The following is a 14,801-nucleotide window of genomic DNA, read 5'->3' as shown; positions in this document are numbered from 1 at the left end:
CCCCCAGTTTAAATTGAATTTTTTATATGTGAATACGTTAGGCCGAGAGAATTTATCATTTGCTGAATGTAGTCTCTCTTTTCCAACGTTAATTCCAAAATTCTTTTCACCTTCTCTTCATTTATACGGTAAGTTGGACCAGCGACATTAAGCGATCCTATTATTGCGTTGTTGCAATCAAATAATGGAACTCCAATCCCGAAGGCATCAGGGGTTGTTTCACCATTTGTGAAACACCATCCCTGTTGTTTCAATCTTTTAAGTACCGCCTTCAACTCTTCCGGGTCTGTAATTGTATTTTCAGTTACTTTTTCAAGGTGACCACTTAGAATCTGAGTCTGCTTATCCTCAGGTAAAAATGCGAGAATAATAAGATTTGAAGCTGCAGCATGTAATGATTTTTGTGTACCAACCGTCACCTGAAATTTGATACTTTGAGGACTTTCCGCAATGGCTACACTTAATCCTTTTAAACCATCAAGCATAGTTAGAAAAATCGTTTCTCCAGTTTCCTTTGCTAGTAATTCCATTGAAGGAAACACGTGATCCTTAATTTTCAGCTTATTTTGAACTAAAACACTGAATTCAAGGAATTTTAATCCGAGTTCGTATTTCTTAGTAGTAGGATTTTGAATAATATAACCATGATTTTGTAGCGTTGAGAGTAATCTGTGTGTAACTGTTGGACTTAAACTTAACTCTTTGGCTAACTCTCTAACTCCCCATGAGCTTTCTCTCTTAAAATATTCAAGAAGTTCTAAGGCGTTATCTAGTGTTTTTAGTGTCATGATAGTTAAACTCCTATCGACTATGTTCCTATATTCGAAACACTGTTTCTTATTTTGTTATTTTTTATCATTCTACTATACTAATTATTTTAAATCAATGGAATTTTCTAATTTTTCAGACCGGAACTCATCTGACTTTTCATTGTTATGTAAGAAAGTCTAACAAGGTTTACTTTTTCACAATTGTATTTTTTTTAGAAAATATCATTAATGATGAGAACCTATGTAATCGTTACCTTTATTAATTCACAACGATTTTTTTATTCTTTACTCTTTCTAATCAATATACCTTTTCGTCATAAAAATATTTTCCCATTATTAAAGCACAAGTTCTTAATTTACCTAAAATTACCGCTAAAAAATTTCTTCAAAAATCATTTCGGGGTAAGTTTGATTAGAAAAGTTGGCTCTTGTAATAATTAAATTCAAATCCCTTTAGACTTAAAACTATACATTTCTTCCCATGGTTTTTTTATAAATTTAATGTGTGAAATCATGGTACTATTACTATGTTTTAAGACATTCCCCATTAAATTGACATAAAAAAAGATTCCCATAAAAGAGAATCCTAATTAATACACTATTCTATTCATTAAAATAAGCACCACAGCTTATTTCCTCATATGATAGGAAAACGCTGATAGCTAACTTTCAGTCTGTTAATTTCCCAACCAAATCCCCCAACTTACAATCCGCCATTGAATCTAATCGATACTCCACCTCAGGAAATGTCAAATGCTTCGTCGTTTCATTCGGAACAATCACACAAGTCACCCCCGCTCGTTTTGCAGCTAGTGAACCATTGGCGGAATCTTCGAAAGCAATGCAATATCGAGGTTCAACACCCAGCTCTTTAGCAGCTAACAGATAAAGTTCTGGGTTTGGTTTCACTTCAGCTACATCGTCTGAAGTCTTGATACACTCAAAATAATGAAGTAAACCTAAACGATTTAAATGGTCAGAAACCCACTTATAGCTAGAGCTTGATGCAAGCCCAATTTTCAAGTTCATTTCTTGAGCTTCCTTCAGATAATCTTCCACACCTGGTCGCACCTTTAGCAGGTTTAATCTTGTTTCCAGCTTTTCTTTATTCATCTTTTTCAGCTGAGCACGGTCAATTTGCTTTATTTCCTTTTCCAACAGATCATAGATCGAAAAATCTGATTGCGTTCCAATGTTTTGGATCCACTCTTCAAACGGAAATTCCAGATGATGCGATTCAAACATTTCTTGATAGATTGCTGTATGAACGGATTCGGTGTCAAAAATTAATCCATCAAAGTCAAAAATAACTGCTTTATACATGTATTCATTCCTTCACGAAAAATTTCCACTTCCATTTAGTATTCTGTTTCTAATCGCAACTTTACTCGATCAGCGATTAAATAGTACTTTGAATAATGGATTGGGGTTGATTCTTCATTGTAAATAATTTTATCGACTAAAATAATCGGGGTCATTCGATTAACCTCTAAATGCTTTTGTACTTCATCTGTTGGATGTACAAATTCAAGGTCCTTACACACTTTTTTGAAGTTCACTCCATAATCGTCGTTAAGAATCTTAAATGTTGAACTTTCTGGTGTGATTTTGTCTTCGATTGATGGATAAAGTGCTGTTGGAAAGTAGGCATAATCCAAACTTAACGTTTGGTTATTGCGATATACTTTTCTAACTAATTCGATGTACTCATCAAACTGGTTATTAAATTTATGATTAATATGGGGTGTACCCTTTATTTTCTCCATTGAAATAATATCTTTTGTGATAAAATCACTCTTTGTCGTCAAGCCTTCTGTGTATCCCTGAAAATGTAATAGGTGTATTTCTTTACGAAATGTATTCACAAATGTACCTTTTCCACGGATAATTTGAAGAACACCATCATCTACCAATTCTTTAATGGCACGACGAATGGAAATTCTACTCGCTTGAAAAAGTTCACATAATTCAGCTTCAGTAGGAATTTGATCACCTTGATTTAATTGATTCGATTCAATATATTGTTTGATTCCGGTCATGATTTCTTCATATAAATAATTTTGATCACGGTTAATCATTAAAGTTCGCTCCTAAATATTATCGTTACCACAATTATACATTAACCATGTATCCTCGTTAAACTTTTTTCAATTCTTTTGGGTAACCGAATCCACCATGTTCTTGACACGTTCTTTCAGCTGACCTTGTTCCATTCTCAATCGCAGCTTCTATTGTCTCACCACTCATATAAGAAGTTAAAAATCCAGCAATTAAACTATCTCCTGCACCCATTGTATCAACTACACTAATATCCCTTAGATTTTGCTCATAGATCCTACCATTTTTAACAAAAATCGCTGGTCGTCCTCCTCTTGTCAAACCAATGACTTCAAACTGAAAAACTGCTAAGTCATTAATGAAACGATCAAACTCTTCTTTTGACAATTCTGCAGCCGAGAAAAAAGCATAAGAGATATACGGAGCTATCGACTCAATATAGGTTAGATCTTTCTTATTTGAAAAATCATACGATACTTTGGATACTTGAGACAATTTAGGTAATTCACTTTCCATCGAGGAATAGCAACTCACATGGCTTAGGCCGAAAGTTTTTATATAATCCAACTCTTCTTGAACGAGCTGAATTTTAAATTTATGCTGAACTGTATTTTTAGGCCCACCAACAAATATACGGTCATTATCTTCTGTTAATGTAACCTGCGGCTGTCCACTAATACCTATAACGTCACGTGAAAAACGATAATCAATTCCCTCTTGTTTAAGTACATATTTAATATGTTCAGCAGGCTCATCATTCCCAAAGATCCCAATATAAGCTACTTCACTAGCCCCATTGCGTTTCGCATTTACCGCTACATTAACACAATTACCTCCAGGATAATATTTTTGTTGATCTAAATAGCAGTCCACTACGTTATCACCAATTGTTATTAATTTCATTCGTTATCATCCTTTCACAGATCCTTCCGCAAGACCTCTGACCAAGTATTTTTGTAAAAATATTAGTAAAACAATCATTGGTACTGTTGCAATCACCATTCCTGATAGCAATACTCCCCAGTCTGTACGAAGAGCATCTCGGAAGACCATTAATCCTGACGGGATTGTTTTTAATTCACTAGAATTAATAAAAACAGTTGCAAATAAAAATTCATTCCAAGCAAAAAATGCGGTTAAAATCACCGAAGTAAACACGATCGGTAATGAAATAGGTAAATAAATTCGCCAATAAATACCGAACTCAGAACAACCATCCATCAATGCTGATTCAGACAACTCTTTAGGAACTGATAAAAAGAAGGCACGAATCAAGATAATCGTTAAAGGTAATCGGTAAGCTACATAGGTCAAAATAAGTGCCCAATGTGTATCAATTAAGTTCGTAACTGTTAGAATTTCAAATAAAGGGATTAAAGCAACTTGTGGGTTCATCATTAATCCACCAATTGTGAATAAAAGCCCTGCGTCAATCCAGCGATTTTTATATCTAGAAAGAACGAACGCAGCCATCGATCCTATTAAGACGGTTAGAATAATCGTTAATGCTGTTACATGAACACTGTTGAAAAAATAGCTCGAAATTCCTTTCGACCATGCGATCGAATAGTTCTCAAACTTCCAATCTGTAGGTAAAGCCCACACATTGCTATAGATTTCTTGATAACTTTTAAATGAGGATATAAACATCCAAAATAGTGGGTATAAAATAATCACTGCATATGCTAGCAAACCCAGAAATACGATATTTTTGCTGACTTTTGTCTGGATTGGGATTTTCATTTTATTAGTAGGTATCGAACTAGGGAAAGTGTTTTTAGTTACATTCGTTTTTAGCATGTGTTAATCCTCCTTCCCAGTTTTAGATACTTTAATTTGTATTAACGCAAACATAGCAGATAATAAGAAGATCAGAGATGCTAATGTTGAGGCATAGCCCATGTCATCTTTAAAGAAACCTGTTTGATACATATGAACCGCCAATGTCATCGAACTGTTTCCTGGACCACCATTTGTGAGAATGTAAGGTTCATTAAATACTAGAATCGATCCAGTTACGGTTACTAATAAGTTCACAAAAGTTGCTTCTTTCACTTGTGGAACGGTGATCTTAAAGAATTTACGGATTTTTCCGGCACCATCGATTTCTGCAGCTTCGTATAATTCTTTCGGAACTTTCTGAATTGCAACTATAAACAACATCGTAATTAGCCCAACACTTTGCCATTGACTCATGGCAATGACACTATAGATGGCGGTAGTGGAATTACCTAACCAAGGCTTGGCCAACTCTTCTAATCCAATGAGCTCGAGGAAACTATTTAATAACCCAATTTGGGGATTATAGACAAATCCAAATAATAAGGCAATAACAGAGATTGAAATCATTACTGGCATAAAATAAATAACCCTTAAAGCTGGTGCGAAGCGTCTGAAAAATTTATCCTCTAAAACAGCAGCAAGTACTAGCGCAAAAAACACCTGCAGTAACACAGAGATGATTGCATATTTGACATTATTGTTTAATGCAATCATAACTACCTCATCTACCAATAATTCTTTAATTTTACTAAAACCAACAAACTCTTTCGATTGAGAAAATACACTAAATTCAAAAAAACTATTATAAAAGTTTTGAATTAGTGGTATGTAAATAAACAGTCCTAAAAATAAAATGGTAGGTACCATAAATAAGATCGGTGTTATATAAGCCTTTTTAATCTTCATTCCTAACCCCCCACCCTTCTTTTTGTAAAATTGCCCTAACCTGTCATTCTAGTTAGGGCAACTCTATTAAATAGTTCTATTGGTTCCGTAATTTTGCGGCTGCTTCTTGTACTTTTTTCATAATGTCTTCTGGTGTTGTTTGACCTGTTGCTAATTCTTGCCCACCTCGCATGAAGATATCTGCAATGGTGATATCAATCGCATTATCAAACCAAGGAGTTGCATCAGATGCATCTAAAATAATTTGATATGCTTCTAGACTTGTAGGATTTGAGGTTTCTTCCGTTACCCCACCTTTAATTGCGTTCAACTGACCATCTGCTTTTGTAAATGCTTTAGCTGTTTCTTCTGAAGTGAGGAATTTCAAGAACTCGACTGCTTCAGGTGGCGCATTTTTACTCAACATCCAGCCCTCTGGTGCGCCAGTAAGTGATTTAGGTCTTCCTTCCCCATCTTTCACTTCTGGGAAATTAAAGAATCCAAATTCAACATCACCAGCATCTTGTACATATTTCACCTCAGCAAACTGCATATATAAGACTGGAACTTCACCAGCAGCAAACATGTTTCGGGCTGCTTCATGATCAATCGCGGTTGACACATCACCCATGTACGTCGTTAACTCTTTGAAAATTTCCAGTCCGCGAATATATCCTGGATCTGTAAATTCACCTGTCGCAGCAGTATAGTCCTTAACAAGTACACTATTGTCTACAACTCTATCAAAAATAGTTCCCATGTAATGAGAGATTGCCCAACCATTTGTTAACCCTTCGACCACAGGTGTTTCATATCCTGCTGCTTTTAGCTGATCTAACGCAGTGACAAGTTCATCATATGAGGCTGGAACAGCGATATTATTTTCTTCGAATATTTGTTTGTTATAAAAGAAAGCTTTACCGTCAACAGTAAACGGAATTCCGTAAGTCACATCATCAAACGTAAATCCTGCATATTGAGACTCGATAATATTACCGGACCAATCTGGATCTTCCGCCATAATATCATTTAACGACATTATACGTTCAGAGCTTACTAGATTTGCGGCAAATGTATCTGACCAAGAGGTGAAAACATCTGGTAGATTATCATTTGAAACCAACACTTTAATTTTTTCTTTATAAGAATCGTTCAATACAGCATCAACTTTAATTTTTACATTTGGATTAAGTTTTTCAAATTCTGCAATTTTCTCATCATAAAATGATTTTCTAGGTTCGTTCGGCCAGCGATGGAAGAAATCAATTACTACTTGATCTCCTTCAGTTGCTTCGCCATCACTTTCATTGGAGGAAGAAGAACATGCTGCTAAAAACATAGAGCTTACTAAAATAACAACTAAAAAGCTAAGAAACTTTTTCATTTATATTTCCCCCTGAACCAATTTTTTTAGAATTTTAATATTCCATTTTCCACATATATCTTCTTACTGATAATGGATGTCCAGTATGTTCCGCTAAACCGTCAGCGTATAAACGTAATACAGGACCCGCTAGTGCTGGACCGAAATACTCTTTCAGGTCTTCGTCCACCCCAGTATAATCAAACTCTTTCACGTTCACAACTTCAACTTTCTCGCTATACTTTGTCACAAAATCAAGAGCGCGTTGATCAAGTGGTGTACTTGGTCCTTCCCCAACAACCATTAAAAATGGTACATCATAATCAGTCACTTCAAATGGTCCGTGGAAATACTCTCCTGAATGAATCGCATTGGAATGAATCCAAAGCATTTCCATTAACAAACAACTTGTGAAGGAATATGCATGGTGAATATATGCTCCACTTGCCATTGTGTAGATGACTTTATCACGCTTATACTTCTTGCCAAATGCGTCAGCTACATCTCTATACTTTGTTTGGTTGCTTTCAATTAGTTGATCTAGTTTTGATAGTTGATCAACCCCACGGAGATATTTCTCTTCACCAGTTAGTAGATTTAGTAGTTTAAAGAGTAACGTGTAATACACACCAATTTCTCCATCAATTGCAGCTGATCCATCTTTGTAATTGTAATGTACAGTATATTCCGACTCTTTGCAAAGAGCTGATTCAACATCCATAGAAATGGCAACGGTTAAAGCACCTTGTTCTCTCGCATATGTAGCAGCATCTACCGTTTCAGGAGTGGTACCAGAATGAGATCTTAAAACTACAAGACTATTTTCACCCAATGCCTTTGGTGCACGGTGAATAAATTCATTTGACGTATAAACAAAGCTTGCCATATCAGTATCTTTTGTAACAAAATAATCCCCTAACGAAAGTGATGCCATAGAACCTCCACAAGCAACAAAGAAAATATTTTTAATGTCCTTCCCTTTCGCAGCCTCGATGACGTTTTGAATTTGTTCTAGATGTTCTTGTTTCATTAATTAACCTCTCCCTTCAAGTTATCTCTTAGTTTGGTGATGATTTTTGATACCATCATCTACCTTCTAAGTTACTATGATGTCATATAACATCATATCTAATATTATAGTACATCATATGATGTTATAGGTCAACAGTTTATTTAAAATTTTCTAAAAATTTAAATTAACAATTTGATTGTTAGATTATAAAACCTACCTTTTTCAGCATTTCTATTAAACAAAAAACACTCACAAATGTTGATTTTATCAACATTTTATGAGTGCATTATTGCTTCTAAAATAAACTCGATTTTTTCTAAATATATCGGTGGAAATGGTGGTACTTCTACCGACACACTTATGATTTACTTTAAGGTGATGATAATTACTGTTTGAGTCATTTTAAAAGATAAAAAAACACCCTCAAATAATTGAGAGTGCATTAGCTTCTATATAAAAGAATAATTCATTGATCTTATTTTTCAACATATCTCGGTCTCATAAGATAATTCATTTATCACCCATTTACTCTAGAACTCTCCACTTCATCCCAATAAACACAGGAGGATAATAAATAGGGTTTAACCAAAGGTATGTGCCATCCTCTCGCAAGTGTCCAATTAGAGTTTGTTGGTCATTACCAAGACGAATCGCCCATTCGCCACTCACTACTACCTTATTATGTTTTTTTACCAACTCTGATGCTAACTCAAAAGTATGCCATTCGATTGAATCATCATCAAGGCACAGTTCTCCCTGGATACTAGTATTTTTCTCATGTTCAGCTGAATCCCACACTTCAATAAATTCAAAACCTTTAAGTCCTGCCTCGAGAACTTTTTCTCTAAAACGATCTGAAACAAATACCGTTGTCTTTAATATTCGTTTTGAATCGTGAACTAAAATTTTAAATATATCCTCACCCACTATTTTATCCGTTAAAAATGCATACCTTGTGTATTTCATTACTTGTCCATCATCAAACACCCTTACCTCTGCATGTTCTTCATCAATGCAGTCTAAAACATTTATGACATTCCCTGCATAATATGAGTTTGCATCTGTAAGCAACGGGAGCAATTCAACTTTCCCGGCCAATAAATCTCCTAATACATTAATAGCCCTTTCACTAAATGTAGGTACTGATAAGAGGCCTGCAGGGAAATCACTTTTACTTCCTTCTTTAAAGTTATTAAATATGTACGGAGGGCCATCCATGAATCATAGAGTCACCCCTAAACTCCGTTCTAAACATCTTTCTATCTACTTCATTCGTAAAACCAAATTCAAAAAATTCACCAAATACACTTTGGAGTAACCAAACTCTCATACTTCACCCGTTTCTTGTTTCATCCTTAAGCTAAGGCATAGTGATACGATACCTACCCTCAGATTATTAGACTATTAAACTTTATGATATATGGATTGGACCTTTACCTATAATTAGAAAAAGGTTTGTACATTGTGTGAATACTGACCTCTTTTCTAATGACAAAATTTATTTGGATTCCTCCCACTTCATCCCAATAAAAATAGGCGGATAATAGATGGGATTAACCCAGTTGTAGGAACCATCTTCTTGCAATTGACCGATTTGGAACTCTTTGCCTTCATCAAAACGAATCGCCCATTTACCACTAACAAACGTTTTATTTTGATCTTCAGCTATTTTAGAAGCTTCGTCAAAAGTATAAAGTTTGTCTGAATTAGAGATTTCCGAATATTCTACTTGGTCTGCAGTAGATTCAGAATTCCACACTTCAATAAAATCAAAGCCCTGAAGATCGGATTCTATCACTTTATCTCTAAACCTATCAGATACAAATACTTTTGAGCTAATCACTCTTTTTGTTTCATGATTAAGCACTTTAAACATATCCTGTCCAGAAACTATATCCCTCTTAAAGGCAAATCGGTCATATCCTAATATAATCCCATGTCTTGACCTTGAAACCTCTGAGTGCTCTCCATCAATACCATCTAGAACATTGATAACATTTATTGCGAAGTACTTCTTTCCACCATATTTACTAATAGGTAGAATTTCCACTTGATCTTCTTTTAAGAATACCTTTAATAGATTTACAGCCTTTTCACTAAAAATAGGAGCTAATAAAAGACCATCAGGTGAATCACTTTCTTTGCCCTTTGAATACGTTTCAACCTTAATTGAAGCCCAGTTCTCTTTCATTGGTAAACCAATAAAATTATCACTAAACACTTTTCTATCATCTGGATTTGAAAATTTCAAGACTTCAAACCCATTAAACACTCGAGTCATTTGCCATATCTTCATATCGTTTTTCACCCTACTTTATCTAATGAATTAGATAGATTCATTCCACTTCATCCCAATAAAAATCGGAGGATAATAGATGGGATTAATCCAGTTGTAGGAACCATCTTCTTGCAATTGACCGATTTGGAACTCTTTATCTTCACCAAAACGAATCGCCCATTTTTCACTAACAAACGTTTTATTTTCCTTTTCAGCTTTTATAGAAGCTTCATCAAAAGAATAGGTAGTTGATTTGTCATCTACGACTTCTTCGTATCGTACCGGTTGCTGTAGACCTTCACTTTCAATATTTACATTAGCAGAATCCCAAACTTCAATAAAATCAAGACCCTCTAGGTTAGATTCAAGTACTTTCCTTCTAAATTGATCTGAAACAAAAACTTTTGAACTTATAACCCTTTTTGACTCATGATTAAGTACTTTGAAGATATCTTGCCTTATAACCTTTTCTTCTAGATCATTGGTTCACCAAGAAAGTTTTCACTAAATAGTTCACTATCTTGATCATTCGAGAAAGTGAATTCCTCATATTTATCAAACTGACGAGTTAATTGCCATACCTTCATCTTCTTACACACCTCTTCTGCAAAAATACGCAGCTAGTTGAATTATATGATCTAATTTAAAAGCTATTGAAGTTGTTGCTACTTTTCCTTGTAATAATAATATATCACCTTTAAGCAGTTGGGTTCTAATCTGATGTAATCCTTTTTCAAGAGATTCAATGATTACGTCTTCAGGTTCTCCTATATTATCTTTTAGTATATTATTTAATCTTTCATACACTAGTGAAAAATATTTATTTACATGTCTTCTATTATGGGTGGCTACATAAACAGGACCATCCCAGTCCGGATCAGTATATTTTGTGAATCCTAGTACATCCAATAATTCAAGAGAAAAAACGCAAAAGGATTAAAATGATTAGATATATGAATTAAGTAATTAATTTTCAAAAGGCGGAATAATTACATAGATTTTAGATATTATTTTACAACCGCATATTAAGCACCAAGTTAAAATTCAAATTAAAAAGGACCAATGTTGGTCCTTTTTCTTATAACCTTATAACGCGGACGCAGCTCTCCCTCATCCCAAAAGATGATCACAAAAGATATGACTCTATAAAGCTGTTTCGAAATTTCCCTTTAGGATCATAGTGATGTAATAACTGTTGAAAATCGTTAAGTTTTTCATATCGTGATTGTACGTCTTTAGGTGGCATCGTAAATAGCTTACCCCAATGTGGTCTAGGGTTAAAAGGTGCGAGTTGTTTCTCGATGATCGGTAGTATGGTCCTGACTAATGCCCAGTCTCGTTGCCAGGTAAAGTGGAAACCAACAGAATCCTGCTTATAGAACGGACTCATCCACAAGTCATCTTTTGCAATGGTTCGAATCTCAGAAATGAGTAATGCTGGAGCGATCTGATTTCGAATCTCATTCAGTGCACATAACGCTTCATACCCACGTTCCCTAGGGACCATGTATTCACTTTGTAACTCCTCACCTGCACTAGGTGTAAAGCCCATTCGGAAATGTGGTAAACGATCATACCATGGACCTGATACACCTTGTTGTTCCGTACAATTTTCCGCACCCAACCCGACTGGGTGTAGATTCTTTGTTGCAAGAGGTGCACCGAAAAACGTAGGTTCCATCTTAATAGGTTGATCATCTGTTACATAGTGTTTGAGCCAAACTTGGTTCATTGTTTCATTCCGCCAATCAGTAAAGGAGCTGACACTATAAGCACTTGAATAGATATCGTTAAAATGCTCCTTATACTTTATTAAAGGTAAATTTTCATAAACGAATTGTTGTATTTCAAAAGCCGGTACGATTTCTAGCGATAAACGAGTGACGACTCCTAAACCACCAAGATTGACGACAACACCATTGAACTCTTCATGGTTGCGCTCCCTTGAAAAAGAAACAAGGTCTCCATCGGCGGTTATGACGTCCATTTCATATACGGCTGTTGCCAGACAGCTGTTATCATTTCCCGAACCGTGAGTAGCAGTCGCACATGCACCAGCTACCGATATGTGAGGTAAGGAAGCAAGATTTTTTAATGCATATCCTTCATGTGCCAGGTAGAGACACAAATCACTGTACTTGACTCCAGCCTCTACTGTTACCAGTTTCCGCTCGTGATCCAGTTGCAAGATTTTACTTAAATGCTGTAACGAAATCATCATATGAGAGGAGTCTGCAATCCCGTTAAAGGAATGACGCGAACCTACTACTTTTAGATGTTTGCTGTTAGCCACCAGCTGCTGCACTTGGTCAATTTTCTCTGGAAAATGCCAATTAGAAGTACTATATGTATAATTACCTGCCCAGTTTCGTTGTTCGACCATTGGTCATTATACTCTCCTTTTGTAGATATAGTGCTTTCATGTATTTAACTTTTGGATCTATTATTAATATTCTAGTATTTAGTACGAAACCCTTCCCCATTTCTATATTATTTAAAGAGATAGCAGGTACATCGGGACAAGAACATTCACCCATTTTTGGCATAATCACTACTGAGTCAAGGTGTCAGTCCTTCCCCTGTCCATAGAAAACAAAAAGGCAATTCGCATGCTCTTTTTTTTAAAAGAAGCACGGAACCGCCATCATATTTACATCAAGCTCCCTTTTTAATATCAATCGCCTCAACAGTCTTTTTATTCTGCTTATTCACCTGGAATACAGTAAATACAAATGATCCAAGGGCTAAGATGATAAAAGTTAAGGAGATTGGTCTAGTAAAAAATAAGCTTATACTTGTATCCATTTGAAAAGCTCTGGTCATTTCAGCTTCTAATGTTGGCCCCAAAATTAAACCTAGGATAATTGGGCTTAATGGTACCCCCATTTTCATTAATAAAAATCCGATGATTCCGAAAGCAAAAACGATCCAAATATCAAAGATTTGATTGTTTAAGGCAAAAGCACCTACTGTACTTAAAAATAAAATCGATGGAACTAAAAACTCTTTAGGTATAAACGTGATACGCGTTAGGATTGGTAATAATAACGTTTGTAAGAGAAGAACAGCAACTCCACTAATAATAATCGCTACATAAATTGAGTTTACTAGAATTGGCTGGGTATGAAATAGTCCTGGCCCAGGGGTAATTCCATGTAAAATTAGCGCACCAATCATGACTGCCTGTGCAACATCCCCTGGGATACCGAGTGTAATTGTTGGGATGAATGCTCCACCAGCAACTGCATTGTTGGAGCTTTCAGATGCCACAATTCCACCTGGATGGCCTTTTCCGAATCTCTCTTTGTCTTTACTAAACTTTTTCGCCTGATCATAACTAATAAAGTTTGCAGACTCTGCTCCAGCTGCTGGAAGACAGCCAATAAAACAGCCAATTAAAGAAGATCTCAACACATTCCACTTTTCCCTATACATATCCTTTAAAACCTGGAGATATGGAATTTTTACTTGTTGCTTTAAAATTGCTGTGTCCTTTCCTGCAACACTTTTTTTAATTTCTTCAATATTACTAAATAGCGTTGATAATGCAAATAGACCAATTAAGACTGGAATTGGAGAAAAGCCTGAGGACAACTGACTGATTCCAAAATCAAAACGAACTTGCCCTGTCGGTGATATACCAATTGTTCCGATTAATAACCCTAAGCATCCTGCAAGCAAGCCTTTTGCTAGTGATGCTCCACTCAATCCGGCCACTAGCGTTAAAGCAAATAAAATTAAGGAAAAGATTTCCCATGGACCAAATAACAAACTAAACTTTGCAATGATAGGTCCTAAAAGGAATAAAACAATTGCACCGATAAAGGTACCAAGTACTGAAGACATTATACCAATTCCAAGTGCTCTAGCTGATTGACCTTGCTGTGTCATCGGATATCCATCAAACACAGTTACAACTGAAGATGGAGTACCTGGTATACCGAGAAGAATCCCTGAAATAAGTCCTCCCGATAACCCTCCAATATAAATCCCAATCATTAACGCAAGGCCTTGAACTGGATCCATACCAAAAGTGAATGGGAATGCCAAGATAATCGCCATGGTAAACGTAAAACCTGGTATACACCCAGCAATAATCCCAACAAGGACCCCAATAAAAATTGTAATAAGCATGGTTGGATGAAGGATTCCTTGAAATGCTTCCATGACCATTGAGATATCCAACTAATTCCCCTCCTTTATGGTAAATAAATATTCAGCATTTGTTGAAATACATATTGAATGCTAATCGATAAAGCTATCGCCACAATCGCATTTGCGAAAAGACTTTTCACTTTTTTAGGTCTTAGTAGTGTAAAAGTAATGAATAAGAAGAAAATCGAGCTGATTAAAAAGCCAATCATAGGAATGAGTAAAATATATAAAAAGAAGATACCTATCATCACTAACACTTGGTAATGTTCTTTAACATAGGTTTTTACCATTACAACAACCTTCTCTGACTCATCTTTTTTTAAGAAGCTTTTTACTAATAAATAAAGAGATAACATTACGATTAAAAATAATATGATTCTTGGAAAAAACGAGGGGGCGAAGGTTTGCACCCCTGATTTTTCTGAGAATTTAGTAGTTTGAAAGAAAAACAATCCACTAATCGCTAATACTACAATAGAAAAAATTCGATTAATCATT

At 35.4% G+C, this 14,801-nt stretch carries 14 protein-coding genes; all 14 read right to left on the bottom strand.

Annotation, left to right across the window (positions count from 1 at the left end; translation table 11 throughout):
- Positions 1-8 precede the first annotated feature (8 nt).
- The 14 genes from BK579_RS08285 to BK579_RS08215 all read right to left on the bottom strand — a co-directional run bounded on the left by BK579_RS08285 (position 9) and on the right by BK579_RS08215 (position 14,800).
- Positions 9-788 (bottom strand): IclR family transcriptional regulator, encoded by a 780-nt coding sequence (locus BK579_RS08285; protein ID WP_078544741.1) that lies wholly within the window; start codon positions 786-788, stop codon positions 9-11.
- Between the two features lie 651 nt (positions 789-1,439).
- The gene (locus BK579_RS08280) at positions 1,440-2,093 is read right to left on the bottom strand and encodes an HAD family hydrolase (RefSeq protein WP_078544740.1); all 654 of its coding nucleotides are present in this window, start codon (positions 2,091-2,093) and stop codon (positions 1,440-1,442) included.
- Positions 2,094-2,128: 35 nt separating this feature from the next.
- On the bottom strand, positions 2,129-2,848 hold the full coding sequence (locus BK579_RS08275; RefSeq protein WP_078544739.1) for a GntR family transcriptional regulator: 720 nt from the start codon (positions 2,846-2,848) through the stop codon (positions 2,129-2,131).
- 58 nt (positions 2,849-2,906) lie between these two features.
- Positions 2,907-3,731 (bottom strand): PfkB family carbohydrate kinase, encoded by an 825-nt coding sequence (locus BK579_RS08270; RefSeq protein WP_078544738.1) that lies wholly within the window; start codon positions 3,729-3,731, stop codon positions 2,907-2,909.
- A gap of 6 nt (positions 3,732-3,737) precedes the next feature.
- On the bottom strand, positions 3,738-4,571 hold the full coding sequence (locus tag BK579_RS08265; protein ID WP_407936271.1) for a carbohydrate ABC transporter permease: 834 nt from the start codon (positions 4,569-4,571) through the stop codon (positions 3,738-3,740).
- A gap of 60 nt (positions 4,572-4,631) precedes the next feature.
- A complete protein-coding gene (locus BK579_RS08260) occupies positions 4,632-5,516 on the bottom strand; it encodes a carbohydrate ABC transporter permease (protein ID WP_078544736.1) in 885 nt (294 codons plus the stop codon).
- A 76-nt stretch (positions 5,517-5,592) separates the two neighbouring features.
- The gene (locus BK579_RS08255; protein WP_078544735.1) at positions 5,593-6,879 is read right to left on the bottom strand and encodes an ABC transporter substrate-binding protein; all 1,287 of its coding nucleotides are present in this window, start codon (positions 6,877-6,879) and stop codon (positions 5,593-5,595) included.
- A 34-nt stretch (positions 6,880-6,913) separates the two neighbouring features.
- Positions 6,914-7,888, bottom strand: a complete 975-nt coding sequence (locus BK579_RS08250; protein ID WP_078544734.1) for an SIS domain-containing protein — start codon at positions 7,886-7,888, stop codon at positions 6,914-6,916.
- A gap of 507 nt (positions 7,889-8,395) precedes the next feature.
- A complete protein-coding gene (locus BK579_RS08245) occupies positions 8,396-9,088 on the bottom strand; it encodes an imm11 family protein (protein ID WP_078544733.1) in 693 nt (230 codons plus the stop codon).
- A gap of 280 nt (positions 9,089-9,368) precedes the next feature.
- Positions 9,369-10,166 (bottom strand): imm11 family protein, encoded by a 798-nt coding sequence (locus tag BK579_RS08240; RefSeq protein WP_078544732.1) that lies wholly within the window; start codon positions 10,164-10,166, stop codon positions 9,369-9,371.
- Positions 10,167-10,739: 573 nt separating this feature from the next.
- Positions 10,740-11,057, bottom strand: a complete 318-nt coding sequence (locus BK579_RS08235; RefSeq protein WP_078544731.1) for a hypothetical protein — start codon at positions 11,055-11,057, stop codon at positions 10,740-10,742.
- Positions 11,058-11,274: 217 nt separating this feature from the next.
- A complete protein-coding gene (locus BK579_RS08230) occupies positions 11,275-12,531 on the bottom strand; it encodes an FAD-binding protein (RefSeq protein WP_078544730.1) in 1,257 nt (418 codons plus the stop codon).
- Positions 12,532-12,803: 272 nt separating this feature from the next.
- Complete coding sequence (locus BK579_RS08220; RefSeq protein ID WP_078544728.1) at positions 12,804-14,333, bottom strand: tripartite tricarboxylate transporter permease; 1,530 nt, start codon at positions 14,331-14,333, stop codon at positions 12,804-12,806.
- Between the two features lie 14 nt (positions 14,334-14,347).
- Positions 14,348-14,800: a tripartite tricarboxylate transporter TctB family protein gene (locus BK579_RS08215; protein WP_078544727.1), complete on the bottom strand. Its 453-nt coding sequence runs from the start codon at positions 14,798-14,800 to the stop codon at positions 14,348-14,350.
- Between the last annotated feature and the right edge of the window lies 1 nt (position 14,801).

It is taken from the genome of Litchfieldia alkalitelluris (genome assembly GCF_002019645.1).
Classification (GTDB): Bacteria; Bacillota; Bacilli; order Bacillales; family Bacillaceae_L; genus Litchfieldia; species Litchfieldia alkalitelluris.
This window is presented reverse-complemented; position numbering and strand designations above follow the sequence as displayed.

What these genes read in the sequence shown, in the direction of transcription:
- BK579_RS08285 (WP_078544741.1), bottom strand. Translation starts at nt 788, where the DNA reads ATGACACTAAAAACACTAGATAACGCCTTAGAACTTCTTGAATATTTT.
- BK579_RS08280 (WP_078544740.1), bottom strand. Translation starts at nt 2,093, where the DNA reads ATGTATAAAGCAGTTATTTTTGACTTTGATGGATTAATTTTTGACACC.
- BK579_RS08275 (WP_078544739.1), bottom strand. Translation starts at nt 2,848, where the DNA reads ATGATTAACCGTGATCAAAATTATTTATATGAAGAAATCATGACCGGA.
- BK579_RS08270 (WP_078544738.1), bottom strand. Translation starts at nt 3,731, where the DNA reads ATGAAATTAATAACAATTGGTGATAACGTAGTGGACTGCTATTTAGAT.
- BK579_RS08265 (WP_407936271.1), bottom strand. Translation starts at nt 4,571, where the DNA reads ATGAAAATCCCAATCCAGACAAAAGTCAGCAAAAATATCGTATTTCTG.
- BK579_RS08260 (WP_078544736.1), bottom strand. Translation starts at nt 5,516, where the DNA reads ATGAAGATTAAAAAGGCTTATATAACACCGATCTTATTTATGGTACCT.
- BK579_RS08255 (WP_078544735.1), bottom strand. Translation starts at nt 6,879, where the DNA reads ATGAAAAAGTTTCTTAGCTTTTTAGTTGTTATTTTAGTAAGCTCTATG.
- BK579_RS08250 (WP_078544734.1), bottom strand. Translation starts at nt 7,888, where the DNA reads ATGAAACAAGAACATCTAGAACAAATTCAAAACGTCATCGAGGCTGCG.
- BK579_RS08245 (WP_078544733.1), bottom strand. Translation starts at nt 9,088, where the DNA reads ATGGATGGCCCTCCGTACATATTTAATAACTTTAAAGAAGGAAGTAAA.
- BK579_RS08240 (WP_078544732.1), bottom strand. Translation starts at nt 10,166, where the DNA reads ATGAAGATATGGCAAATGACTCGAGTGTTTAATGGGTTTGAAGTCTTG.
- BK579_RS08230 (WP_078544730.1), bottom strand. Translation starts at nt 12,531, where the DNA reads ATGGTCGAACAACGAAACTGGGCAGGTAATTATACATATAGTACTTCT.
- BK579_RS08215 (WP_078544727.1), bottom strand. Translation starts at nt 14,800, where the DNA reads ATGATTAATCGAATTTTTTCTATTGTAGTATTAGCGATTAGTGGATTG.